Genomic DNA, 23,127 nt, shown 5'->3' on the forward strand with positions numbered 1-23,127 from the left:
CGCAACCTTCACCCCTCTTCAGCATGACGTGGGTTGATTGGATGGGCATCGAATCTCGTCCCTCCACTCCCGCAAATTTTGTGCCTTGCAACATGAGACGATTCGCGGGATAAGGCAGGAGTCGCGCGACGAAGCGCGTTTTTTCGGGATGAGCCCCTCCCAAGGCTGGGATTGCGTTCTCCCTCCGATTTTACAGCAAAGCCGCTGGCCGGATTTCGCGATGAGCGAGGTCCGGACGCGGCTTTTTTCGTGTCCATTTCATAAGATTGAGGGACGTCATCATGGCAACTGCTTATTGGGAGCGCCCGGAGGGTGAAGCTCCAGAAGGCGAAGGGGAGGCCGGCCAGACCAGTTTCTGGAAGGCCGGGCATACGCCGACCCTGATCGCCGCTTTCCTCTATTTCGACCTTGCCTTCATGGTGTGGGTGCTGCTGGGGCCGCTGGCGCCCTCCATCTCCAAGACGCTGGGCCTGACGCCCGCTGAAAAGGGCCTGATGGTCGCGGTTCCGACCCTGGCGGGCGCCATATTGCGCGTCGTCAACGGCCTGCTGGTCGACCGGATCGGCTGCAAGCAGGCGGGCGCGATCAGCCAGGTGATCGTCATACTGGGCCTGTTCACGGCCTGGTTCCTGGGCGTCAACAGCTTCGGCGGCACGCTGGCGCTGGGCGTCATCCTGGGCTTTGCGGGCGCGAGCTTCGCGATCGCGCTGCCGCTCGCCAGCCGCTGGTATCCGGCCGAGCATCAGGGCAAGGCCATGGGCCTTGCGGGCATGGGCAATTCGGGCACGGTGCTGGCGTCGCTGTTCGCGCCGATGCTGGCCAAGGCGTTCGGTTGGAACGCGGTGCTGGGCCTGGCCTGCATTCCGCTGACCATCGTGTTCGTCGTCTATATGATCATGGCGAAGAATGCGCCCAATGCGCCCGCGCCCAAGAAGCTGGTCGATTATTTCCACCCGCTGAAAAGCGCTGACGCCTGGTGGCTGATGGGCTTCTATGCCGTGACCTTCGGCGGTTTCGTCGGTCTGGCCGCCTCGCTGCCGATCTACTTCACTGACCAGTTCGGCCTGACTCCGGTGGTGGCGGGTTACTGCACCGCGGGCTGCGTGTTCGCCGGATCGCTGATCCGTCCGATGGGCGGCGCGCTGGCCGACAAGATCGGCGGCGTCAAGGCGCTGATGATGGTCTATATCATGGCCGCACTGGCGCTGGCCGGGGTCGCCTACGCGCCGACGCTGGTCTCTGCGTTGGGCTTCTTCGTCGCCGCGATGCTGGCGCTGGGCGTGGGCAACGGATCGGTCTTCCAGCTCGTGCCGCAGCGCTTCGCGCAGGAAATCGGCGTCATGACCGGCCTGGTCGGCATGGCGGGCGGCATTGGCGGCTTCTATCTTGCCTCGTCGCTGGGCATCGCCAAGCAGTTCACCGGCAGCTTCGCGCCCGGCTTTCTGATCTTCGCGGGTCTGGCCCTGGTTGCTTTCCTCGGCATCTCGCTGGTTCGCGCCCGCTGGCGCGCGACCTGGACCAGCGCTGCGCGCATCTGAGCGCTTCGCGTTCTGACAGGAGGGGAGGCGGCGGCCCGCGAAAGGCCGCCGCCCTTTTTGCGTTTGCGATGCTGCTGGGCATCATCCAAGCAAAAATACATCGTGTCGCGAGGAATCGCTTGACGCGAATCGTCAAAAGAATATGCTGCAGTGCAAAGGACAGGGTTGTCCTTCTTCCATAGCTGCGCTGGTCCAGGGACGGGCCGGCAAAGCGCACATGATGGCAAGGCCGCCATCCAGACCTTTGGGTTCAAAGCCCAAGGGTCCGGATGGCGGCCTTTTTTTTATTCTGGAGTCAAGGGATGGATTTTCAGAACAACGGACCGGAAACGGCGAATGAAGAGGACATCTTCGTGCCGTCCGAGGATGTTCAGGAACATCTGGTTGTCGTGGGCAACGGCATGGCCGGTTGCCGCGCAGTCGAGGAACTGCTGGCGCGGGACAAGGGACGCTATCGCGTCACCATCTTCGGCGCAGAGCCTTATGTGAACTATAACCGCATCATGCTCTCGCCGGTTCTGGCCGGGGAAAAGAGCTTTGATGACATCATCATCAACACCCGCGAATGGTACAGCGAGAACAATATCGAGCTGATCGCGGGCGATCCGGTGACGGCCATAGACCGCGCCGCCAAGACCGTCACGAGCCAATCGGGTCGCACCGTCGGCTATGACAAGCTGTTGATCGCCACGGGATCGGACCCCTTTATCATCCCGGTTCCGGGGAAGGATCTGCCCGGCGTCATCAGCTTCCGCGACATGAAGGATGTCGACACCATGCTGGAAGCCGCCGATAAGGGCGGCAGCGCGGTGGTGATCGGCGGCGGTCTGCTCGGCCTGGAAGCGGCGCATGGCCTGACGTTGCGCGGCATGAAGGTGACGGTCATCCACCTCATGGACACGCTGATGGAGCGGCAGCTCGACGAAGCGGCGGGCTGGCTGCTCAAGAGCGCGCTGGAAGGGCGCGGCCAGACCATCCTGACCGGCGCCAACACCGAAGCCATTTATGGCGACGGCAAGGTCGAGGGCGTCCGCCTGAAGGACGGCACCGAAATCCCGGCGAGCCTGGTGGTGATGGCGGTGGGCATCCGCCCCTCGACCGCTCTCGCCCGCGAAGCCGGGCTGGAGGTCAATCGCGGCATCAAGGTCGACGATCATATGGTCACCAGCGACCCCGATGTCCTCGCGGTCGGTGAATGCGTTGAACATGACGGCAATGTCTATGGCCTTGTCGCGCCGCTGTGGGACATGTGCCGCAGCCTGGCGGACGGCCTGACCGACCAGCATACCGGCTACAAGGGCTCGGTTACCTCGACCAAGCTCAAGGTCGCGGGTCTGGACGTCTTCTCGGCTGGTGATTTTTCGGGCGGCGAGGGTTGCGAGGACATCGTCCTGCGCGACGCCTCCCGCGGCGTCTACAAGCGCGTCATCGTCAAGGACGACAGGATCGTCGGCGCGGTGCTCTATGGTGATACCGTCGATGGCGGCTGGTATTTCGACATGCTCAAGCGCGAAGAGGATGTCGCGGACATTCGCGATTTGCTGATCTTCGGTCAGGCCTTCGCCTCGGGAGGGGGCGCGCTGGACCCTAAGGCGGCCGTTGCGGCGCTCTCGGACGATGCCGAGATCTGCGGCTGCAACGGCGTCAGCAAGGGCCAGGTCGTCGCCTGCATCGAAAAGGGCGCTTGCAGCCTGGACGCGGTGCGCGGCACCTGCAAGGCGTCGGCAAGCTGCGGTAGCTGCACCGGTCTGGTCGAAAATCTGCTGGCGGTGGTGTTGGGCGATGACGTCCAGTCCGGCCCCAAGACGATGTGCAAATGCACCAGCTTCACCCATGATGATGTCCGTCGCGAGATCGTGGCGCAGAATATGCGCTCGATCCCGGAAGTGATGCAGTTGCTGCACTGGTCAACGCCGGACGGCTGTTCCTCCTGCCGCCCAGCGCTGAACTATTATCTGCTCTGCGCGCTGCCCGGCGAATATCAGGACGACCAGCAGAGCCGCTTCGTCAATGAGCGCATGCATGCCAATATCCAGAAGGACGGCACCTATTCGGTCGTTCCGCGCATGTGGGGTGGCCTCACCAACCCGCGTGAACTGCGTGCCATCGCTGATGTGGTCGAGAAATATGATGCGCCGATGGTGAAGGTGACGGGCGGCCAGCGTCTCGACATTTTCGGCATCAAGAAGGAAGATCTGCCCGCTGTCTGGGCCGACCTCAATGCCGCGGGCATGGTGTCGGGTCATGCCTATGGCAAGTCGCTGCGCACGGTGAAGACCTGCGTCGGCAGTGAATGGTGCCGCTTCGGCACGCAGGACTCGACCGGCCTTGGCGTCAAGATCGAGCGGATGACCTGGGGGTCGTGGATGCCGCACAAGTTCAAGATCGCGGTGTCGGGCTGCCCCCGCAATTGCGCCGAGGCGACGATCAAGGATTTCGGCGTGGTCTGCGTGGACTCGGGCTACGAACTGCATGTCGGCGGCAATGGCGGCATCCATGTCCGCGCCACCGACCTGCTGTGCAAGGTCGCGACCGAGCAGGAGGCGATGGACTATTGCGCCGCCTTCACCCAGCTCTATCGCGAGGAGGCGCGCTATCTGGAGCGCACCGCGCCGTGGATCGAGCGTGTCGGCGTCGACTATATCAAGCAGCGGATCGTGGAAGACGATGCGGGCCGCGAAGCACTGCGCAGCCGCTTCCTCTATTCGCAGAGCTTCAGCCAGGATGATCCCTGGGCGCAGCGCGCAGCCGGTGCGGACAGTGAACTGCACCAGCCTCTCGCCCCTATCGCCATCGCTGCGGAGTGAACGACATGACCGATTGGATCGACATCGGAACGCTGGCCGACATTCCCCAGCGCGGCGCTCGCACGGTTCAGATCGCCGGGGAGAAGGAAATCGCCATATTCCGCACCGGCGACGACCATGTCTTCGCGCTGGTCAACGAATGCCCGCACAAACAAGGCCCGCTGAGCCAGGGCATCGTGCACGGCCACAGCGTCGCCTGCCCGCTGCACAATTGGAACATCGCCCTGAAGACGGGCGAGGCGCAGGGCAATGACGAGGGCTGCACGCCGACCATCGAGGTCCGCCAAGAGGGCGGTCGCATCCTGATCGCCCGCCCGGCTTCGCTCAAGGCGGCTGCATGAACTTCCGGTCCCCACTTATAGCGGGGACCAGGGTGGAGGCGGCGTGCTGGTCATCCCTTGCGGCACGCGCCTCCACCCAATTCTCTCTTCAGGAAATGAGGTAAAGGCATGACTCAGGCCATCCGCACCACCTGCGCCTATTGCGGCGTCGGCTGCGGCATCTCGGCCACGCCGACCGGCAACCGGTCGGTCACGATCAAGGGCGACGAAGCGCACCCGGCCAATGGCGGGCGTCTCTGCTCCAAGGGCACGCATCTGGGCGAGACGGTGGGCCTGCAAGGCCGCCTGCTGCATCCGATGATCGGCGCCAAGCGGGCAAGCTGGGACAGGGCGCTGGACCTTGTCGCGAAGAAGTTCCGCGAAACCGTCGAACGCCACGGCCCCGACAGCGTGGCCTTCTACGTCTCCGGCCAGTTGATGACCGAAGATTATTATGTCGCCAACAAGCTGATGAAGGGCTTCATCGGCTCCTCCAACATCGACACCAACAGCCGCCTCTGCATGTCGAGCGCGGTCGCCGGGCACAACCGGGCGTTCGGTGAGGATGTCGTGCCCGCCACCTATGATGATCTGGAGGAAGCGGACCTGATCGTGCTGGTCGGTTCCAACACCGCCTGGTGCCACCCGATCGTCTATCAGCGCATCCAGGCGGCCCGCGCCGCGCGCGGCACGAAGCTGGTCGTCATCGACCCGCGCCGCACCGAAACCTGCGAGGGTGCCGACCTGCATCTGCCGGTCAAGCCGGGCACCGACGTCGCGCTGATGAACGGCCTGCTCGCCTGGTGTGACGCGGAAGGCATCACCGATCCGGCCTTCGTTGCTGACCATGTGAGCGCGCCGGAAGGTTTCTGGGAACATATCCGCACCGGCCACGACCTGTGGACGACGGCGAAGACCTGCGACATCGCCCCGGCGCTCCTCGAACAATTCTACAAGCTGTTCGCCGCGACCCCGCGCACCGTCACCATGTTCAGCCAGGGCATCAACCAGTCGATCCGCGGCACCGATCAGGTCAACGCGATCATCAACGTCCATCTCGCCACCGGCCGCATCGGCAAGCCGGGCGCGGTGCCCTTCTCGATCACTGGCCAGCCCAACGCCATGGGCGGTCGCGAGGTCGGCGGGCTGGCATCGACCCTCGCCGCGCATATGGACTTCGCCCCGGAAAATGTGGAACGCGTCGGCCGCTTCTGGGCCGCGCCGACCATGGCGACCAAGCCGGGCCTGAAAGCCGTCGACCTGTTCCGCGCCATCAACGAGGGCCGGGTCAAGGCGCTCTGGGTGATGGCGACCAACCCCGCCGTCTCGCTGCCCGACGCGGGCCGCGTGCGCGAGGCGCTGGAGGCGGTTCCCTTCCTCGTCGTCTCGGACATCATGGCCGACACCGACAGCAGCACCCATGCCCATGTCCGCCTGCCCGCCGCCGGCTGGGGCGAGAAGGACGGCACCGTCACCAATTCGGACCGCACCGTCAGCCGCCAGCGGCCTTTCCTGGCCTTGCCCGGCGAGGCGAAGCCCGACTGGTGGATCGTCAAGGAAGTCGGCCGCCGCATGGGATGGCGCAACGCCTTCGCCTATGACCGGCCCGCCGACATCTGGCGCGAACATGCCCGCCTGACCGCTTATCAGAATGACGGCCAGCGCGTGCTGAACCTGCGCAGCCACGCCACCATCGGCAACGACGCCTATGAGGCGATGGAGCCGTTCCGCTGGGGCGGCGACGCGCCGTTCGCCCATGGCTTCACCACGCCCGACCGCAAGGCGCGGCTGGTCCTGGCCAGGCAGATGGACATTCAGGCGCCGCTGAAGGAATGGCCGATGACGCTCAACACCGGGCGTTATCGCGATCAGTGGCATACGATGAGCCGCACCGGCCTGTCGCCCAAGCTCGCCCGCCATCGCGAGGAACCGCTGGTGGAAATCCATCCGCAGGACGCCGAAGCGCTGGGCATCGTCGACCGCGATCTGGCCCGCGTCCAGACCGCGCAGGGCAACAGCCTCTTCCGCGTGGAGATCAGCGAAGGGCAGCGCCCCGGCGAGATCTTCACCCCGATCCACTGGACCGACCAGATGTCGAGCGGCGGCCGCACCGGCCTGCTGCCCCGTCCGCTGGTCGATCCCCATTCCGGCCAGCCCGGCTTCAAATCCACCCCGGCCAGCGTCGAGAAGGTCGCGACCGAATGGAAGGGCTTCCTGATCCTGCGCGGCGATCAACCCGCCAAATTGCCCTGCCTTTGGTCCACCCGGATCACCGTGCCGGGCGGCGCGTTGTACGAGATCGCCGGCAATGGCGATCCTGTGCGGCTGGAGGCCTGTCTGCCCAAGGGCGACCGCGTCGAAGCCATCGACCAGACGCGGGGCACCCGCCGCGTCGCCATCATCAGCGAAGGCCGCCTTGCGGGCGTGCTGTTCGTCACCCGCACCGGCTTGCTGCCCTCGCGCGACTGGCTCATCAGCCAGCTTGAAGTCGAGGGGGTGGGGGCTTCCGTCCTTGCCGCGCGCGGGCCGGGCAACCAGCCCGACAAGGGGCCGACCGTCTGCGTCTGTTTCGACATCGGCCTTTACCAGATCATGGCGGCGATCCGCGATCAGCAACTGGTCGACGTGCCCGCCATCGGCAAGGCGATCGGCGCCGGAACCAATTGCGGGTCTTGCCGCCCCGCGCTCGCCAACATCCTCGCCCAAGCCACGCAGGAGACGCTCCATGCAGCCGAATGAGCTTATCGCCCCCGGACAGGTCTGGCTGGTCGGCGCGGGTCCGGGCGACCCGGACCTGCTGACCCGCAAGGCCGAAAAGCTGATCGCGGCGGCGGAGATCGTCTTCTACGACGCGCTGGTGGGTCCGGGCGTGCTGGACCTGATCCCCGAAGGCGTCGAGCGGGTCAGCGTCGGCAAGCGCTCCGGCCGCCATTCGAAGGCGCAGGAGAGCATCAACGACCTGCTCCTCGCCGCCGCCAAGGCGGGCAAGCGGGTGGTGCGCCTGAAGGGCGGCGACCCGTCGGTCTTCGGCCGCTCGGCGGAGGAGATGGAGCATCTGGCGGCGGATGGCATTTCTTTCCGCATCTGCCCCGGCATCACCACGGCCAGCGCGGCGGCGGCGAGCGGTCATGCCTCGCTCACCCTGCGCGGCGTGGCGCGGGGGCTGACGCTGGTGACGGCGCATCTCAAGGCAGGCGAGCCGTTGAAGCTCGACTGGGAGATGCTGGCGCGGCCCGGCGGCACGCTCGGCATCTATATGGGCCGCGCGGCGGCGGCGGAAATCAGCCGCTCGCTGATCGCGGCAGGGCGCGATCCGGAGACGCCGGTGATGGTGGCGGTCAATGTCTCGCTGCCCAATGAGCGGCTGATCCGGGGGAAGCTGTCGGCGCTGGCCTTCCTGGTGCAGACGATCAGCGATGAAGACCCGACCCTGCTGATGATCGGAGAGGCGGTGGCGGGGACTTATGTTCCGGTGGAAGTGGCTGCAAGCGTCGCGCTGACCGAATAATTACAGCGCTTCGTGCTCCTGCGAAGGCAGGAGTCCAGTCCCGCCGTTCGATCTGGGCTCCTGCCTACGCAGGAGCACGAAATACTATCGGTTGCCCTTCTCCAACTCCTCCAAATCCTCCACTCGGTTGATATTCGGCAGCACAAACTCCGGCCGCTCGACGATCCGCGCGCCGATCCGCTCCAGCCAGCCATAGATCGACCGATTATTCTCCTCGGCCAGATGCGCATCCAGTTCGCCAGCCAGCGAAGCAGGCCAAAACCCCGCCAATTGCTGCCCCTTCAGGATAGCCGCGCCATCCCCAACCAGCGCCTCCGCCAGCCCGTCCGGATAGGCGGGCACATCGCACCCGGTCGTCAGCACCGCGTCATAGCCCTCCGCCAGCGCATGATGCAGCGCCGCGTTCAGCCCGCCGAGCGGCCCCATATCCGCCGCCGGACGATCCGCCAGTCCGGTCATTCCCTCCACTTGCCGCCCGCAAACCACCACCGTCTCGACATGGCGCCCGATCGCCGCTGCCGCATGCGTCAGCAAGGTCCGTCCATCCAGCATCGCCAACGCCTTGTCGCTGCCGAACCGGCTGGACCGCCCCCCGGCCAGAACCGCGCCCAGCAACCGCATCAGGCCTCTCCCGAAATGATCCGGGCATAGGCGTCCGGATCGACATTGCTGCCTGAAATCACCACCACGCTCGCGCCTTCCGCCGCTGGGGCCAGCCCCGCCAGCATCGCCGCCAGGGCCACCGCGCCGCCCGGTTCCACCACCAGCTTCAACGCCGAAAAGGCGAAGCGCATGGCGTCGCGCACCGACGCGTCACTGACCGTCAGCCCGCCGGACAACAGTGCCCGGTTGATCGGGAAAGTAAGCTCCCCCGGCGAGGGCGACAGCAAGGCGTCGCAGATCGATCGCGCATCGGGCGACACGCTTTCCCGCATTCCGTTGGCCAGCGACCGCGCCGTATCGTCGAACCCTTCCGGCTCGACCGCATAGATGGCGACATCGGGCCGTCGCGCCTTCACCGCGGTCGCGATCCCCGACACCATGCCGCCGCCGCCGCAATTGACCAGTATCTGGCCGACCTCCACGCCGAGTTCGGCCGCCTGCGCCATGATCTCCAGCCCGATCGTCCCTTGCCCCGCCATGATGAAGGGATCGTCGAAGGAGGGCACCAGCACCGCGCCGCGCTGGGCCGCCAGCGCCGTCGCGATGGCCTCCCGGCTTTCGGTGAAACGGTCATAGGGGACGATTTCCGCGCCCAGCGCCCGCGTATTGGCCGCCTTGATGGCGGGCGCGTCGGCGGGCATCACGATCGTCGCCGCGATCCCCAGCAGCCGCGCCGCAAAGGCCACCCCCTGCGCATGATTGCCCGACGACCAGGCGACGACGCCCGCTCGCCGCTCCGCCGCGTTCAGTCGCGCCAGCCGGTTATAGGCGCCGCGGAACTTGAACGAACCGCTATGCTGCGCGCCCTCGAACTTCACCAGCACGCGGCGCCCGCAGCGATCGTTCAGCGCCGCATTCTCCAGCAGCGGCGTCAGGATCGCGGCGGGCGCGATGACCCGCGCCGCATCCTCGACATCGGCGGCGGCAATGGCGAAAATCTCGGTCATGCGGCTCCTCTTGGCATGGCGGCTGCTTTCCCTTATGGCGCGGGGCGCGGGCGGGGACAAACCCCGTGCGCAAAGAAGATCGCGCCGGTGCCCGGAAGGGCTGAAAACGGGAATGCGGTGCGGACGGGAAACCGTCTTATTCCGCGGCTGTCCCTGCAACTGTAAGCGGTGAGCGCGATGCACTTCGGTCGAACGACGGGGGTCGAACGACCGGCCACTGGACGACAAGTCCGGGAAGGCGTGCATCGCCGCATTGACCCGCGAGCCAGGAGACCTGCCGGCGCATGGTCGCTCTTGCCTTGGCCCAGGGAATGGCCATGGCACGGTGTTTCCGTCTGAGCGACGCAGCGGCGCAGGGCCGCATCGGTGCGGGGCAGGGCACTGGCGTCGACTTTCCCCGTTCCGACCGCATTTGCGCGGAAGCCCTGGGCCATGAAGTCGCAGCGACGCTCAGGGAAACAGATAGAATGTTGAAGACCACCGTCACTCTGGCCGCTCTGCTGGCGGCCGCGCCTGCATGGGCGGAGGATGAGATCATCGTCACCGCGCTCGGCATAGAGCAGCCCAGCGACGAAGTCGGCCAGGCCGTCACCGTCATCGACGCCGACACCATCCGCACCCGCCAGAGCGTCAGCGTGACCGATCTGCTGGCCACCACCCCGGGCATTCGGGTCAACCGCAGCGGAAGCCTGGGCGGCGTGACCGGTGTTTCGCTGCGCGGTGCGGAAACGACACAGACGCTGGTGCTGATCGACGGGGTCAAGGTAAACGACACCAGCGGCATCGGTGACATGTATGATTTCGGCAATCTGCTGACCGGCAATATCCAGCGCATCGAAATATTGCGCGGCTCCAACTCGATCGTCTACGGTAGTCAGGCGATCGGTGGCGTCGTCAATGTCATGACCGGCGCGCCCGCCCAGGGTTTCGGCGGCAACGCCTCAGTTGATTATGGCTATAGCGACACGCTGAACGCGAAGGCCGATATTTCGGGCGGCAGCGGCATCGCATCGGGTGGCGTCGGCCTTGCCTATTTCAGCACCGACGGCATTTCCGCCGCCGCCAACGGCGCGGAAAAGGACGGTTACGAGAATATCGCCGCCAACGCCAAGCTGAAGCTCGATTTCAACGATGCGCTCAGCCTCGACCTGCGCGGCTATTATATCCACGCCGATCTGGATACCGACAATGGGGTGGTGGACAGTACCGTCGACAGCGCGAAATCGGACCAATATGTCGGCTATGCCGGGCTGAACCTGGCGCTGTTCGACGGCAGGCTGACCAACCGCGCGGCGGTGACCTGGTTCCGCATCGACCGCGACTATACATCGGCTTTTGGGCCTTATGGCTATTCGGGCACCAATTTACGCTTCGAATATGAGGGCATCTATCAGCCGGTCGATCAAGCTAAGCTGGTCTTCGGCTATGAACATGAACGGCCGGACTATGATTTCTCCGGCTTCGGATCGGTCGAAAGCCACAAGGCCGATATCGACAGCGTTTATGCGCTGGCGATCGTGAAGCCTCTGGCCGGCCTGTCGCTGACCGGCGGCGTGCGGCATGACGATCACAGCCAGTTCGGCGGGGCGACGACCTTTGGCGCCAACGTCAATTATACGCCCAATCATGGCATGACCAATATCCGCATGAGCTATGGTGAAGGATTCAAAGCGCCCTCGCTCTATCAGCTCTACGGCACTGATGTGGGCAATAGCGGCCTGCGTCCGGAACGGTCGAAAAGCTATGATATAGGTTTCGACCAGCGGCTGGATGGGGATCGGTTGTTGCTGTCCGTCACCGCTTTCCGCCGGGATACGAAGGACCAGATCAATTATGATTATTCGATTGGCCTCTATGGCGGGTACAATAATCTCGACCGCACCCGCGCCAAGGGGGTGGAGGCGATGCTGACGCTGAAGCCGGTCGATGCGCTGACGTTCACCGCCGCCTACAGCTATGTCGACGCGCGCGACCGCGACACGGGCGCCCGCCTGCCGCGCCGCGCCGCCAATGCGGTCAGCGTTTCGGCGGATTATGTCTGGCCCTTCGGCCTGTCGACCGGCGCGACGCTGACCATGGTGGGCGACAGCTTCAACGATGCGACCAATATGGTGCGGCTGGACAGCTATGCGGTGGCGAACATCCGGGCGTCCTTCCCGATCCTGGAGAATCTGGAGATATACGGCCGCATCGACAATCTCACCGATGAGGAATACGCCACCGTCTATGGCTATGGCACCTATGGCCGCTCGGCCTTCGGCGGCGTGCGTGTCCGCTTCTGAGAAAGGCTTACCGGCGTGGCGCGGGGTTCACCTGCGCCACGCCCTTCTGCGCGGCGCCGTCAAGCTGCGCCACGATGGACCGCGCCGCCTCGACATAAGCGGGGCCGCCGCACACCGTCCACGCCTGCGGCACGCGGATGCGCGGGATGGCGCGCAGGATGGGGTGGTGCAGCATTTCCGTCCCCTGGTCGACGACCGCCTCGCTGCCGCTCTCGACGATCAGCCAGTCCGGGCGGGCGGCGATCATTTCCTCCAGCGGGACCTGGGACAAAGCGGGCCTGCCCAGCCTGGCCGCCAGATTGACCAGGCCCGCGCGTTTCATCAGGTCGTCGACCAGCGTGCCGGTGCCGGTCATATAGCCGCGCCGCTGATAATAAGCCGCCACGCCGCCGCGCCTGGGGCGGGGCAGGGCGGCAAGGTCGCGGTTCATGGCCTGGATCATCGCTTCGCCCCGTTCCGGATGGCCGACCGCCGCCGCCACCTGCCGGATTTGATGGAGGATCATGGGGTAGCTGTCCGCGCTCGCCAGCCCCAAAGTCCGCCACTGTCCCGGAGGCGCGCCCACGACGCTGCCCCCCGAAGGAAAGCCGACCAGCAGATCGGGCCGGATCGCCAGCACTTCCTCGGCGGGCCGCCTGAGCGTCCTGAAGCGGCGCGCCTTGCCGACCGCCGCCGACAGTTCCGGATCATGGCCATAGGGGCTGAGCGCCGCGATCTGCCCCGGATCGGCCAGCGCCAGCACATATTGGTCGGCGCAGGTGTTGAGCGACACGATCCGCTGGGGCGGAGCGGGCGCGGCGCCGGTCAGGGCGAAGGCGCAGAGCGTTGCGATGATTATTCTGCGCCGCATCCTGCTGCTCCCGGATCGTGCCTCAATAAACTACCGTGCTCCTGCGAAGGCACTCGAGTGAGACGAGTGGCTCACGAGAGCCCAGTCCAAACGCCCGAACTGGACTCCTGCCTTCGCAGGAGCACGAAGCACTGGAGGAGACGCTGTAGCAAGCAACGAAGGACGCGCAAGTCATGAGCGCGCGTCGCCACCCACTCCTCATACCCGTCCTGACCCTGCTGGCCCTGATCGCAGCCCTCGGCTCGCTCACGCTCGGCACCGTGCCGCTTTCCCCGGCGCGCATCCTCGCCGTCCTCACCGGCGGCGGCGATGAGGTGGCCCGCGCCATCCTCATTGACCTGCGGCTGCCGCGCATGCTGCTGGGCCTGATCGTTGGCGCGATGCTCGGCCTGTCGGGCGCGGCGCTTCAGGGCTATCTGCGCAACCCCCTGGCCGAACCATCGGTGCTGGGCGCGTCCAATGCCGCGGCCCTCGGCGCCGTCGGCGCGCTCTATTTCGGTCTGGCGCAGCTTCACCCGCTGGCCCTTCCCGCGCTGGCCATCTCCACCAGCCTGATCGGCATCGGCGCGCTGTTCCTGCTCGCCGGGCCTGCCGAAAGCCCGCTCACCCTGATCCTCGCCGGGATCGCCATCGCCACGCTGGCGGGGGCGGGGATCAGCCTGTCGCTGAACCTTTCCCCCAATCCTTTCGCCGCGATGGAGATTATGAGCTGGCTGATGGGCAGCCTCGAAAACCGCGCTTACAGCCATGTCTGGATCGCGCTGCCCTGCGTGACGGTCGGGGCGGCGCTGCTGATCGCGGACGGGCGCACGCTGGACGCGCTGACCTTGGGGGAGGACGGCGCGCAGGCGCTGGGCATCGATCTGCGCCAGGCGCGTCTGCGCCTGATGCTGGGCGTCGCCATCGGCGTGGGCGGCGCGGTGGCGGTGTCGGGGGCGATCGGCTTCGTCGGCCTGATCGTGCCGCATCTGGTGCGGCCGCTGACCGATCGCTCGCCCTCCGCCATATTGCTGCCTTCCATGCTGGGCGGCGCGGTGCTGCTGACGTTGGCGGACATCGGCGTCCGGCTCATTCCCACCAGCAGCGAACTCAAACTGGGCGTGCTGACGGCGCTGCTCGGCGTGCCCGTCTTCCTGATCCACCTGATGCGAGAGCGGCGGTTATGGTGACTATCCAGGCGCAGGGCCTGTCCGTCCGCCTCGGCCGTCATCCGGCGGTGAACGGCGTCGACCTTCATCTGGAGCCGGGGCAGCTCGTCGGCATCATCGGCCCCAATGGCGCGGGCAAGTCGACCCTGATCCGCGCCATGCTGGGCCTTGCGAAGCGGGACGGCGGCGCCGTGCTGATCGACGGCGCCGACAGCGCCCGCCTCAACCGGCGGGAGATCGCCCGGCGCATCGCCTATCTGCCCCAGGGGCAGAGCCTGCACTGGCCCTTGGCGGTCGAGCGGCTGGTGGCGCTGGGCCGGATGCCGCATCTGGGGCCATTGTCGCGCCTTTCCGCGGAGGATGAGGCGCAGATCGACGCCGCCCTCGCCCGCGCCGACGTGCTGCATCTGAAGGGCAGGGTGGCGACCGAATTGTCAGGCGGCGAGCGCGCCCGCGTGCTGCTCGCCCGTGCATTGGCGGTCGGCGCGCCCGCGCTGATCGCGGACGAGCCTTTGGCGGCGCTCGATCCGGGGCATCAGATCGACGTGATGGACTTGCTCAAGGCGGAGGCGAGGGTCGGTTCGCTGGTCGTTACCGTGCTGCACGATCTTGGCATGGCGGCGCGCTATTGCGACCGGCTGGTGCTGATGGATCGCGGTTCGCTGGTGGCCGACGGCGCACCGCTGGAGGTGCTGACGGAGGATCGGCTCGCCGGCGTCTACGGCATTTCCGCTCGTATCGATGCACGGGGCGAGTGGCCGCTGATTTTGCCTGTCGGGAGGGTCAGGGGCTGAATCTTTTCACCGTCATCCCCGCGGAAGCGGGGATCCATCTCCCATAGGTCACCCCAGGCGGGGCGTTCAGGAGATGGGTTCCCGCCTTCGCGGGAACGACGTGATGAAAGAGGGGGGAGGAGGCGCCCCTACTCCGCAAAGGCCCGGGGCGCGGGCGCCACCACCGTGAACGTACCCGCGCCGATCTCCGAAACCTCCAGCGCCCGTTCCGCAATCCCGTCGCGCCCAAAGCGGAACGCCCCGTCGATCCCGGCAAAGCCGCCCGGATCGCGCAGCCGCGCCGCCGGGAAGGTGGTGCCCGGCTTCCACTCGCGCGCGATCCGCACCGTCAGCAGCACCGAGTCATAGCCCAAAGCCGAAAGCCGGAACGGCGCATTGCCGTAGCGCGCCCGATATTTGGTCGCGAGCTGGCCGTAGAGGCCATCCGAAACGCTGGCGAACCAGGCGCCGCGCAGCGCCGGGCTGGACGCCAGGCCGCTGTCGGTGTTCCACAATTCCGTGCCCAGCAGCCGCGCCGTCGCGCCGCCATTCTTCCGCACGATCGGCGCGACCTGCATCGCCACCCGGCCGCTGTCCGCGATCAGCAGCGCGTCATAGCTGGAGGAAGCCTGCAATTTCTTCACCGCCGCCGTGATCGACGCCGGGGTCCGGTCGAAGGTCTGCATCGACACGACGGTCCCGCCGGCGCCCTCCACGGCGCGCAGCAGCGACGTTCCCGACCGCTCGCCATAAGTGCCCTTGGGCACCAGCGCGGCGAAATGCGACAGGCCCTTGCCCTTGGCGAACGCCACCACCCGCTCGATCGACTGATGGGGGTTGTAGCCCATGATGTAGACGCCGTTCCCGGCCACGCTGACATCGTTGGAGAAGCTGATGACCGGCACGTTCGCCCGCGCGGCGATCGGCCCGACGATCCGCGCGTCCTCTGCCAGCAGCGGCCCCAGGATCAGCTTGTTGCCGTCCGCCAGCGCCTTGTTCGCCGCCGCCGCCGCGCCGCCGCCCGTGTCATAGGTGGTGATGCGCACCTTGTCGGCCTTGGTGTCGAGCAGCGCCAGCGTGGTCGCGTTGGCGATGGACTGGCCGACGCCCGCATTGGGACCGCTCATCGGCACCAGCAGCGCGACGCGATGGCGCAGCGTGTCGGTGGGCAGGCCTTCGGTGACTTCCGGACCGGTCTGGGTCGGCCCACCGGGCTGCGCCGGACCGGGGCCCTTGGGCACGATCGATTGACAGGCGGCGACCAGCAAAGCCGTCGCGGCGAACAAAATCCGCCCGGCGCGTCGCATCGAAGCGAACAAGTCCGCTTGCCGGGGGGCATCCGTCTCTGTCATCTGGCATCCTTATGGAAACTGAACCTTCTAGGCTTGATGCCGGGCTTTACATCGTTGCGGGGCCGATCGGCAACCTTGGAGACCTAACCCCTCGCGCGGCCGAAGTCCTGCGGCTGGCCGATGTAATCGCCGTGGAAGATACACGGGTCAGCGCACGTCTGCTGCGCCATGCCGGGTCCGACCGGCCGATGGTCCCCTATCACGACCATAGCGCCGAAGGGGTGCGCTTGCGGCTCATCGAGCGGATGGCGAGCGAATCGGTGGCGCTGCTGTCGGATGCGGGAACCCCGCTGATCTCCGATCCGGGCTACAAGCTGGTGCGCGACGCCCGCGCTGCCGGACGCAGGATCACGACGCTGCCCGGCCCCAGCGCCGCCATCGCCGCGCTCACCCTGTCGGGCCTGCCCACCGACCGCTTCCTGTTCATGGGTTTCCTGCCCTCCAAGCAGAAGGCGCGGGGCGATGCGCTGAGCGAAGTCGCCGCCCTGCGCGCCACGCTCGTATTCTACGAAAGCGGCCCGCGCCTGTCGGAGAGCCTCGCCGCCATGGCCGAGCATCTGGGCGACCGCGAAGCCGCCGTCTCCCGCGAGATCAGCAAGGCGTTTGAGGAAACCGCCACCGGCACGCTGACGCAACTCTCCGCCCGCTATGCCGACGCCCCGCCCAAGGGGGAGATCGTCGTCACCGTCGGCCCGCCCGGCGAAGCGCCCCCCGCCAGCGCCGAAGATGCAGACGCGGCCTTGCTGGAGGCGATGGAACGCCTCCCCGTCTCCAAGGCGGCGGGGGAGGTGGCGAAGAAACTGGGCCTGGACCGCCGCGCCCTTTACGACCGCGCGCTGGAACTCAAGGCATGAGACGCCAGGCCGCCGAAAAGCGCGGACGGCAGGCGGAGCGCATCGCCGGCTGGTGGCTGCGCCTGAAGGGCTGGCAGATCGTCGGCCGCCGGATGCGCACGCCTGCGGGCGAGGTCGATCTGGTCGCCCGGCGCGGCGGGATGCTCGCCTTTGTCGAGGTCAAGGCCCGCGCCACCGGCGCCGATCTCGACCTCGCCATCGACGAACGGCGCCTTGCGCGGGTCGCGGCGGCGGCGGAAATCCTCTTCCATGACTTCGCAAAACCGGGCGACGACATGCGAATCGACGTGATGCTCCTTGCGCCGGGCCGTCCGCCGCGCCATCTGGCCAATGTCTGGCATGGAGGGTAAGGCAAATGCGCCCTCCATTCCGTTCGGGCTGAGCGAAGTCGAAGCCCTCGCCTGAGCGTAAGCGAAGGCAACCACCTCGCTAACGCTCGGCGGAGCCCTTCGACTTCGCTCAGGGCGAACGGAAGAAAGATTCTCAATGACCCAGCTCAACCCGCTCACCGTCGCCGTGCAGATGGACCCGATGGAGGGGATCAAGATCGGCGGCGATTCGACCTTCCACATCATGCTGGCGGGACAGGCGCGGGGGCATCGCCTCTATCATTATCTCGCCACCGATCTCACTTACCGTGATGGCCGCGTGCTGGCCAGGGCGCGTCCCGTGAAGGTGCAGAAGGTCGAGGGCGATCATTATGTCTTCGGCGCGCCGGAAACGCTCGACCTTGGCCGCGACGTCGACGTCGTGCTGATGCGGCAGGACCCGCCCTTCGACCTGAGCTACATCACCGCCACCCACCTTCTGGAGCGCGTGCAGGAAGAAACGCTGGTGGTGAACGACCCCGCTTCCGTCCGCAACGCGCCGGAAAAGCTGTTCGTGCTCGATTATGCGCGCTTCATGCCGCCGACCATGATCACCCGCGACCTGGAGGAAGTGAAGAGCTTCCTCGCCCAGCATAGCGAAGTCGTGGTGAAGCCGCTCTACGGCAATGCGGGCAACGCCGTCTTCCATGTCGGGCGGTCCGGCGCGAATCTGTCCGCGCTGGTGGAACTGTTCAAATCCTCCTGGGTCGAGCCTTTCATGGTCCAGGCCTTCATCCCCGGCGTCGCTGAAGGCGACAAGCGCATCGTGCTGGTCGACGGCGAAGTCGCGGGCGCGGTCAACCGCATCCCCGGCGCGGGCGAGATCCGCTCCAACCTCGCCGTCGGCGGTTCGGCGGCGAAAACCGTCCTCACCGAGCGCGAACTGGAAATCTGCGAAGCCCTCGGGCCTGAACTCAAGCGGCGCGGCCTGCTGTTCGTCGGCATCGACGTGATCGGCGGCGAATGGCTGACGGAGATCAACGTGACGTCCCCGACGGGCATCGTCTCGATCGACGCGTTCAACGGCACCGACACCGGCGGCATGATCTGGGACGCGATCGACGCCCGGCTGGCGGCGCGGGCGGCCGCCTGAGCCACGTCGCATCATGACCGACTGGGTTCTCCGCCTGATCGACGCGGGCGGCTATTGGGGCATTTTCGCCCTGATGGTGATCGAGAATATCTTTCCGCCGATCCCCTCCGAACTCATCATGGGCATCGGCGGCATCCGCGTCGGGCAGGGGCGGATGGAGATGGGCTGGCTGCTGTTCGCGGGCACGGTGGGCACGACCGTCGGCAATTATTTCTGGTATCTGATCGGCCATATATTGGGCTTCGGCCGACTGAAGCCGATCGTCGACCGCTATGGCCGCTGGGCGACGCTGGAATGGAAGGATGTGGAGGCGTTGGACCATATCTTCGGCAAATATGGCCAGATCGTCGTGTTCGTCTTCCGCTTCATGCCCGCCTTCCGCACGATGATCTCGCTGCCCGCCGGACTGTTCCGCATGGGGCATGTCCGCTTCCTGCTGTGGACCAGCGGCGGCGCGCTGGTGTGGAATATCATCCTCGCCTATGCGGGCTACATATTGGGCCAGAATTTCAGGGACATCGACCGCTATGTGGGGCCTGTGGCGACAGCCTGTGTGGTGGGGGCGGTCATTTTCTACCTTTGGCGGCTGGCGACCTGGAAGCCGAGGGGGTAGAGTTCGTCCCGTTTGAGTTGAAGCGTGTTCCTGCGCAGGCAGGAACCCAGTTCCAACGTTTCAACTGGGTTCCTGCCTGCGCAGGAACACGGTGTGCAATCACGCCCGAGGATGCGCATTGCGATAAATATCAAGCAGATGCGCCGCATCCACCTGCGTATAGATTTGCGTCGAGGACAGGCTGGCATGCCCCAGCAGCTCCTGCAGCGACCGCAAATCCGCGCCGCGCCCCAGCAGATGCGTCGCGAAGCTGTGCCGCAGCGCATGCGGCGTCGTCCGGTCCGACAGCCCCAGCCGCCCCCGCGCGCCCTGCACCGCCCGGCGGATCAGCGCCGGCGACAGCGGCCCGCCCCGCGCGCCCCGGAACAGCGCGGCATCCTTCTCCTGCCCGAAAGGACAGAGCGCCACATAGGCCTCGATCGCGCTCCGCACCTGCGGCAGCAGCGGCACGATCCGCGTCTTGCCCCGCTTGCCCGTCACCCGCAGCGTCTCCCCCAGCGGCAGCACCGCCCCGGTCAGCCCCATCGCCTCCCCGATGCGCAGGCCCGCGCCATAAAGCAGCAGCAGCACGGCCCAGTCCCGCGCGCCGATCCATTCCTCCCGCGCCGTTTCGGCAATGTCCCCGGCCAGCGCCACCGCCTCATCGGGCGACACGGGGCGGGGCAGGCCGCGCTTCACCCTGGGCCCTTTCAGCATCGGCACCCGCGCATCCTCGCCGCCGACGAATTTCAGGAAACCGCGCACCGCCGACAATTCCCGCGCCGCCGACACATTGCCGATCCCGTCCATCCGCCGCACCGTCAGGAAGGCGCGCAGATCGGCCTGCTCCATCCCCGCCAGCATCGCCGCCGTCACCGCCTCGCCGCGATGCTCCTCCAGAAAGGCGACCAGCCGCTCGGCGGTCGCCACATAGGCGCGCACCGTATGCACCGACCGCCGCCGGTCGAGCGCCAGATGCCGCCGCCATTGTTCGCAAAGATCGCCCGCTGCCGTCATGCAGTCCTTGTAGGCCAGGGGATCGCCCTTGAAAACCGCCCGAAAATGGGCACATGGGGTGGGATATGGCAACTCCCTTCGACCTGGACGATCTCCCGACCGGCACGCTGATGCGCCTTTCCCCGCTGGTGGCGCGCGTGCTGGCGCCCAATCCGTCGCCCTTCACCTATACCGGCACGCAGACCTATCTGGTGGGCGGGGAGGATGTGGCGGTGATCGATCCCGGCCCGGACGACCCGGCGCATCTCGCCGCACTGCTCGACGCGATAGACGGCCGCCCGGTCACGGCGATCCTCTGCACCCACACGCATCGCGACCACAGCCCCGCCGCCGCGCCGCTCAGCGCCAGAACCGGCGCCCCGATCATCGGCTGCGCGCCGCTGACGCTGGAGGATGACGGCCCTCGCGCCGATGCCGCGTTCGACGCTGCCTATCGCCCCGACCGGGTGCTGAAGGATGGCGACCGGCTTGGTGGCAAGGGCTGGACGCTCGCCGCGGTGGCCACGCCCGGCCACACCTCCAACCATCTCTGCTTCGCGCTGCTGGAGGAAAAGGCCCTTTTCACCGGCGACCATGTGATGGGCTGGTCCACCAGCGTCGTCTCGCCCCCGGACGGCGACATGACTGCCTATATGGCATCGATGCAGCGCCTGCTCGACCGGACCGATGCGGTCTATTATCCGGCGCATGGCGACGCGGTCGACAATCCGCAGCGGTTGGTGCGCGGCATGATGGGCCACCGCAAGCAGCGCGAGGGCCAGATCGTGCGCTTCCTGGAGCGTAACGGCGCGTCGGAAATCCCCGATATGGTCACGGAAATGTACAAGGGCGTCGACCCGCGCCTCCACAGCGCGGCGGGACGCTCCGTGCTGGCGCATCTGATCGACCTCGACGGGCGCGGCATCGCCGCCGCGACGGGGGATGGGCGATGGCAGTTGCGCTGAAACGCTTTGCCCGGCTGATCGTCAACGAGGTACTGGCCAACCGGCGCAACGCCCGCTAGGGGCGCGCATGGAGGCCTGGAGGAGTGAGGCACATGACTGCGATGACCACTATCCCGCAGGGGATCGACCTGCGCGCGGAAATCGACCGGCTGCGCAAGGAACGCAACGCCGTCATCCTCGGCCATTATTACCAGAAGCCGGAAATCCAGGACTTGTCCGATTTCGTGGGCGACTCCCTGGAATTGTCGCGCAAGGCGGCGGAGACGGACGCGGACGTCATCGCCTTCTGCGGCGTGCGCTTCATGGCGGAAACGGCGAAAATCCTCTCGCCGGAGAAGATCGTGATCCTGCCCGACATGGATGCGGGCTGCTCGCTGGAGGACAGTTGTCCACCCGCGCAGTTCAAGGCCTTCCGTGAGGCGCATCCCGATCATATCGCGCTCAGCTACATCAACTGCTCGGCGGAGGTGAAAGCGCTCAGCGACATCATCGTCACCAGCTCGTCGGCAGAAAAGATCCTCTCGCAGATTCCCAAGGACCAGAAGATCATCTTCGGCCCCGACAAGCATCTGGGCGGCTATCTGAAGCGCAAGCTCGGCCGCGACATGCTGCTCTGGCCGGGCGTCTGCATTGTGCATGAGGCGTTCAGCGAGACTGAACTGCTGAAATTGAAGGCCCAGCATCCCGACGCGCCGATCGCCGCGCATCCCGAATGCCCGCCCTATATCGTCGACCATGCCGATTATGTCGGTTCGACCAGCGGCATATTGGAATTTTCCAAGACCATGCCCGGCGACACGCTGATCGTCGCCACCGAACCGCATATCATCCACCAGATGCAAAAGGCGGTGCCGGAAAAGACCTTCATCGGCGCGCCCGGCGCGGACGGCAATTGCAACTGCAATATCTGCCCGTACATGGCGCTCAACACGATGGAGAAGCTCTACCTCGCGCTGCGCGATCTCCAGCCGCGTATCGAGATGGACGAGGAACTGCGCCTCGGCGCGAAGAAGAGCCTCGACCGCATGCTGGAAATGGCCAGCGGCACGGTCGGGCAGGGCGATTTGGGGAACCGTTGACTTGACCACCTCGTCACCCCGGGCTTGACCCGGGGTCCCGCTTTCTCAGGCGGGGACATGGCGACGAAGAATAGCGAGACCCCGGGTCAAGCCCGGGGTGACGAAGATGGGGATGGCAGGAAACCACTCATGCCCATTAAGTAGCCGATAAGGTGAGCTAACCCCCACCAACCTCCGCCACCAATTCCGCCACGACCTCCTCTAACTGATCCAGCCCGGAATTCGTCCCTTCCTCGAAACCGACGCCCAGATATTCATCCCGCATCGCCTTGCTCTCGAAGACGGTGTGATGGGTCAGCAATGTCCGCCCCTCCGCATCCTCGGCAAAGCTGATCGTCGTCACCATCACGGGCGATCCGGCCGCCTCGAACCGATTATCGTAGCGAATCCGCGCATTGGGCACGATCTCCAGATAGGTTCCGCCAAAGGGCGGGCCCAACTCCCCTTCGTCGCTGGTCATCTGGAACCGGAAGCGCCCGCCGACCCGGAAATCCATCTCGCACTTCGTCAGCGGCCAGCCGACCGGCCCGAACCAGCGCTTCACATGCACCGGATCGGCATGGGCGGCGAAGACCAGATGCGCGGGCGCGTCGATCAGCCGGGTAATGAAAATCTCACGCACCGATTCGGGTTCGTCGCTCATGATTCCTCTCCATTCAGATAGGCTTCCAGCCGGTCGTAGCTGGCGTTCCAAAAGGCTTCATAATCGCCCAGCCATTGCGCCGCCGCCTGTAGCGGAGCCGGTTCCAGCCGCACCGGCCGGGTCTGCGCGGCCCGCCCCCGCGATACCAGCCCGGCCTGCTCCAATATCTTCAGATGCTTGGAAACGGTCGGCTGGGTAAGGCCTGACGGCTCGACCAGCGCGTTCACCGTCACTTCGCCCCTCGCGAGACGGTTGAGGATCGCCCGGCGCGTGGGATCGGCCAAAGCGCTGAAAATCCGGTCAAGCTCGGCGGGTTGCAAAATATCGCTCTCCATCTATATAGCTAAAA

Annotated in this window: 21 protein-coding genes and 1 riboswitch; of the genes, 14 read left to right on the top strand and 7 right to left on the bottom strand. The window is 66.2% G+C overall.

All coding sequences use genetic code 11. From position 1 onward, the window contains the following. Positions 1-281 precede the first annotated feature (281 nt). From HUK72_RS15820 to cobA, 5 genes are all read left to right on the top strand, one after another. Entirely contained in the window at positions 282-1,538 is a 1,257-nt protein-coding gene (locus HUK72_RS15820) for a NarK/NasA family nitrate transporter (RefSeq protein ID WP_176597570.1), read from the top strand. 302 nt (positions 1,539-1,840) lie between these two features. Further along, entirely contained in the window at positions 1,841-4,345 is a 2,505-nt protein-coding gene (nirB, locus tag HUK72_RS15825; RefSeq protein ID WP_176597571.1) for a nitrite reductase large subunit NirB, read from the top strand. A 5-nt stretch (positions 4,346-4,350) separates the two neighbouring features. Continuing rightward, positions 4,351-4,686 carry a nitrite reductase small subunit NirD gene (gene nirD, locus HUK72_RS15830; RefSeq protein WP_176597572.1) on the top strand — a complete coding sequence of 112 codons (336 nt, stop codon included), beginning with the start codon at positions 4,351-4,353 and terminating at the stop codon, positions 4,684-4,686. Between the two features lie 108 nt (positions 4,687-4,794). Beyond that, complete coding sequence (locus HUK72_RS15835) at positions 4,795-7,404, top strand: nitrate reductase (RefSeq protein ID WP_176597573.1); 2,610 nt, start codon at positions 4,795-4,797, stop codon at positions 7,402-7,404. Continuing rightward, a complete protein-coding gene (gene cobA, locus HUK72_RS15840; RefSeq protein ID WP_176597574.1) occupies positions 7,391-8,173 on the top strand; it encodes a uroporphyrinogen-III C-methyltransferase in 783 nt (260 codons plus the stop codon). Before HUK72_RS15835 ends, cobA begins: the two co-directional genes overlap by 14 nt. 84 nt (positions 8,174-8,257) lie before the next feature. Here the strand turns inward: cobA and HUK72_RS15845 are convergent, their stop codons facing one another. Both HUK72_RS15845 and HUK72_RS15850 read right to left on the bottom strand, forming a co-directional pair. Beyond that, positions 8,258-8,794 (bottom strand): molybdenum cofactor guanylyltransferase, encoded by a 537-nt coding sequence (locus HUK72_RS15845; RefSeq protein ID WP_176597575.1) that lies wholly within the window; start codon positions 8,792-8,794, stop codon positions 8,258-8,260. Next, the gene (locus tag HUK72_RS15850; RefSeq protein WP_176597576.1) at positions 8,794-9,783 is read right to left on the bottom strand and encodes a threonine/serine dehydratase; all 990 of its coding nucleotides are present in this window, start codon (positions 9,781-9,783) and stop codon (positions 8,794-8,796) included. The genes HUK72_RS15845 and HUK72_RS15850 overlap by 1 nt, the downstream gene beginning before the upstream one ends. Positions 9,784-9,851: 68 nt before the next feature. Continuing rightward, positions 9,852-10,080, top strand: a riboswitch (cobalamin riboswitch). 170 nt (positions 10,081-10,250) lie between these two features. On the opposite strand from HUK72_RS15850, the gene HUK72_RS15855 reads away from it, so the two are divergent. Next, complete coding sequence (locus HUK72_RS15855) at positions 10,251-12,065, top strand: TonB-dependent siderophore receptor (protein WP_176597887.1); 1,815 nt, start codon at positions 10,251-10,253, stop codon at positions 12,063-12,065. Between the two features lie 7 nt (positions 12,066-12,072). On the opposite strand, the gene HUK72_RS15860 is transcribed toward HUK72_RS15855, so the two are convergent. Then, on the bottom strand, positions 12,073-12,915 hold the full coding sequence (locus tag HUK72_RS15860; protein WP_176597577.1) for an ABC transporter substrate-binding protein: 843 nt from the start codon (positions 12,913-12,915) through the stop codon (positions 12,073-12,075). A gap of 173 nt (positions 12,916-13,088) precedes the next feature. Between HUK72_RS15860 and HUK72_RS15865 the strand changes: the two genes are divergently transcribed. Both HUK72_RS15865 and HUK72_RS15870 read left to right on the top strand, forming a co-directional pair. After that, positions 13,089-14,084, top strand: a complete 996-nt coding sequence (locus HUK72_RS15865) for an iron ABC transporter permease (RefSeq protein WP_176597578.1) — start codon at positions 13,089-13,091, stop codon at positions 14,082-14,084. Further along, the gene (locus HUK72_RS15870; RefSeq protein ID WP_176597579.1) at positions 14,078-14,857 is read left to right on the top strand and encodes an ABC transporter ATP-binding protein; all 780 of its coding nucleotides are present in this window, start codon (positions 14,078-14,080) and stop codon (positions 14,855-14,857) included. Before HUK72_RS15865 ends, HUK72_RS15870 begins: the two co-directional genes overlap by 7 nt. Positions 14,858-14,985: 128 nt before the next feature. Here HUK72_RS15870 and HUK72_RS15875 read toward each other — a convergent pair whose 3' ends face one another. Then, the gene (locus HUK72_RS15875; protein WP_369805971.1) at positions 14,986-16,188 is read right to left on the bottom strand and encodes a penicillin-binding protein activator; all 1,203 of its coding nucleotides are present in this window, start codon (positions 16,186-16,188) and stop codon (positions 14,986-14,988) included. 11 nt (positions 16,189-16,199) lie between these two features. Here HUK72_RS15875 and rsmI point away from each other — a divergent pair, with 11 nt between their 5' ends. The 4 genes from rsmI to HUK72_RS15895 all read left to right on the top strand — a co-directional run bounded on the left by rsmI (position 16,200) and on the right by HUK72_RS15895 (position 19,116). Then, the gene (gene rsmI / locus HUK72_RS15880; RefSeq protein WP_176597580.1) at positions 16,200-17,042 is read left to right on the top strand and encodes a 16S rRNA (cytidine(1402)-2'-O)-methyltransferase; all 843 of its coding nucleotides are present in this window, start codon (positions 16,200-16,202) and stop codon (positions 17,040-17,042) included. Further along, complete coding sequence (locus HUK72_RS15885) at positions 17,039-17,392, top strand: YraN family protein (RefSeq protein WP_176597581.1); 354 nt, start codon at positions 17,039-17,041, stop codon at positions 17,390-17,392. Before rsmI ends, HUK72_RS15885 begins: the two co-directional genes overlap by 4 nt. 136 nt (positions 17,393-17,528) lie before the next feature. After that, positions 17,529-18,503, top strand: coding sequence for a glutathione synthase (gshB, locus tag HUK72_RS15890; RefSeq protein ID WP_176597582.1), 975 nt, complete (start codon positions 17,529-17,531; stop codon positions 18,501-18,503). Between the two features lie 13 nt (positions 18,504-18,516). Next, positions 18,517-19,116 carry a DedA family protein gene (locus tag HUK72_RS15895; RefSeq protein WP_176597583.1) on the top strand — a complete coding sequence of 200 codons (600 nt, stop codon included), beginning with the start codon at positions 18,517-18,519 and terminating at the stop codon, positions 19,114-19,116. Positions 19,117-19,215: 99 nt separating this feature from the next. Here the strand turns inward: HUK72_RS15895 and HUK72_RS15900 are convergent, their stop codons facing one another. Then, a complete protein-coding gene (locus HUK72_RS15900) occupies positions 19,216-20,112 on the bottom strand; it encodes a tyrosine recombinase XerC (protein WP_176597584.1) in 897 nt (298 codons plus the stop codon). 65 nt (positions 20,113-20,177) lie between these two features. Between HUK72_RS15900 and HUK72_RS15905 the strand changes: the two genes are divergently transcribed. Next, a complete protein-coding gene (locus HUK72_RS15905; protein ID WP_255325746.1) occupies positions 20,178-21,056 on the top strand; it encodes an MBL fold metallo-hydrolase in 879 nt (292 codons plus the stop codon). A gap of 92 nt (positions 21,057-21,148) precedes the next feature. After that, a complete protein-coding gene (gene nadA / locus HUK72_RS15910) occupies positions 21,149-22,135 on the top strand; it encodes a quinolinate synthase NadA (protein WP_176597586.1) in 987 nt (328 codons plus the stop codon). Positions 22,136-22,292: 157 nt separating this feature from the next. Here nadA and HUK72_RS15915 read toward each other — a convergent pair whose 3' ends face one another. Both HUK72_RS15915 and HUK72_RS15920 read right to left on the bottom strand, forming a co-directional pair. Beyond that, the gene (locus HUK72_RS15915) at positions 22,293-22,778 is read right to left on the bottom strand and encodes an SRPBCC domain-containing protein (RefSeq protein WP_176597587.1); all 486 of its coding nucleotides are present in this window, start codon (positions 22,776-22,778) and stop codon (positions 22,293-22,295) included. Beyond that, the gene (locus tag HUK72_RS15920; protein ID WP_176597588.1) at positions 22,775-23,113 is read right to left on the bottom strand and encodes a helix-turn-helix transcriptional regulator; all 339 of its coding nucleotides are present in this window, start codon (positions 23,111-23,113) and stop codon (positions 22,775-22,777) included. The genes HUK72_RS15915 and HUK72_RS15920 overlap by 4 nt, the downstream gene beginning before the upstream one ends. Positions 23,114-23,127 lie beyond the last annotated feature (14 nt).

The organism is Sphingobium sp. 15-1 (genome assembly GCF_013375535.1).
Classification (GTDB): Bacteria; Pseudomonadota; Alphaproteobacteria; order Sphingomonadales; family Sphingomonadaceae; genus Sphingobium; species Sphingobium aromaticivastans.

Excerpts from the sequence above, each read along its gene's own strand:
- nirB (WP_176597571.1), top strand. The coding sequence starts at position 1,841 with ATGGATTTTCAGAACAACGGACCGGAAACGGCGAATGAAGAGGACATC.
- HUK72_RS15845 (WP_176597575.1), bottom strand. The coding sequence starts at position 8,794 with ATGCGGTTGCTGGGCGCGGTTCTGGCCGGGGGGCGGTCCAGCCGGTTC.
- HUK72_RS15905 (WP_255325746.1), top strand. The coding sequence starts at position 20,178 with ATGGCAACTCCCTTCGACCTGGACGATCTCCCGACCGGCACGCTGATG.
- nadA (WP_176597586.1), top strand. The coding sequence starts at position 21,149 with ATGACTGCGATGACCACTATCCCGCAGGGGATCGACCTGCGCGCGGAA.
- HUK72_RS15870 (WP_176597579.1), top strand. The coding sequence starts at position 14,078 with ATGGTGACTATCCAGGCGCAGGGCCTGTCCGTCCGCCTCGGCCGTCAT.
- HUK72_RS15820 (WP_176597570.1), top strand. The coding sequence starts at position 282 with ATGGCAACTGCTTATTGGGAGCGCCCGGAGGGTGAAGCTCCAGAAGGC.
- HUK72_RS15900 (WP_176597584.1), bottom strand. The coding sequence starts at position 20,112 with ATGACGGCAGCGGGCGATCTTTGCGAACAATGGCGGCGGCATCTGGCG.
- HUK72_RS15920 (WP_176597588.1), bottom strand. The coding sequence starts at position 23,113 with ATGGAGAGCGATATTTTGCAACCCGCCGAGCTTGACCGGATTTTCAGC.
- gshB (WP_176597582.1), top strand. The coding sequence starts at position 17,529 with ATGACCCAGCTCAACCCGCTCACCGTCGCCGTGCAGATGGACCCGATG.
- cobA (WP_176597574.1), top strand. The coding sequence starts at position 7,391 with ATGCAGCCGAATGAGCTTATCGCCCCCGGACAGGTCTGGCTGGTCGGC.
- HUK72_RS15850 (WP_176597576.1), bottom strand. The coding sequence starts at position 9,783 with ATGACCGAGATTTTCGCCATTGCCGCCGCCGATGTCGAGGATGCGGCG.
- HUK72_RS15915 (WP_176597587.1), bottom strand. The coding sequence starts at position 22,778 with ATGAGCGACGAACCCGAATCGGTGCGTGAGATTTTCATTACCCGGCTG.
- nirD (WP_176597572.1), top strand. The coding sequence starts at position 4,351 with ATGACCGATTGGATCGACATCGGAACGCTGGCCGACATTCCCCAGCGC.
- HUK72_RS15885 (WP_176597581.1), top strand. The coding sequence starts at position 17,039 with ATGAGACGCCAGGCCGCCGAAAAGCGCGGACGGCAGGCGGAGCGCATC.
- HUK72_RS15860 (WP_176597577.1), bottom strand. The coding sequence starts at position 12,915 with ATGCGGCGCAGAATAATCATCGCAACGCTCTGCGCCTTCGCCCTGACC.
- rsmI (WP_176597580.1), top strand. The coding sequence starts at position 16,200 with ATGGAAACTGAACCTTCTAGGCTTGATGCCGGGCTTTACATCGTTGCG.
- HUK72_RS15865 (WP_176597578.1), top strand. The coding sequence starts at position 13,089 with ATGAGCGCGCGTCGCCACCCACTCCTCATACCCGTCCTGACCCTGCTG.
- HUK72_RS15875 (WP_369805971.1), bottom strand. The coding sequence starts at position 16,188 with ATGACAGAGACGGATGCCCCCCGGCAAGCGGACTTGTTCGCTTCGATG.
- HUK72_RS15895 (WP_176597583.1), top strand. The coding sequence starts at position 18,517 with ATGACCGACTGGGTTCTCCGCCTGATCGACGCGGGCGGCTATTGGGGC.
- HUK72_RS15855 (WP_176597887.1), top strand. The coding sequence starts at position 10,251 with ATGTTGAAGACCACCGTCACTCTGGCCGCTCTGCTGGCGGCCGCGCCT.
- HUK72_RS15835 (WP_176597573.1), top strand. The coding sequence starts at position 4,795 with ATGACTCAGGCCATCCGCACCACCTGCGCCTATTGCGGCGTCGGCTGC.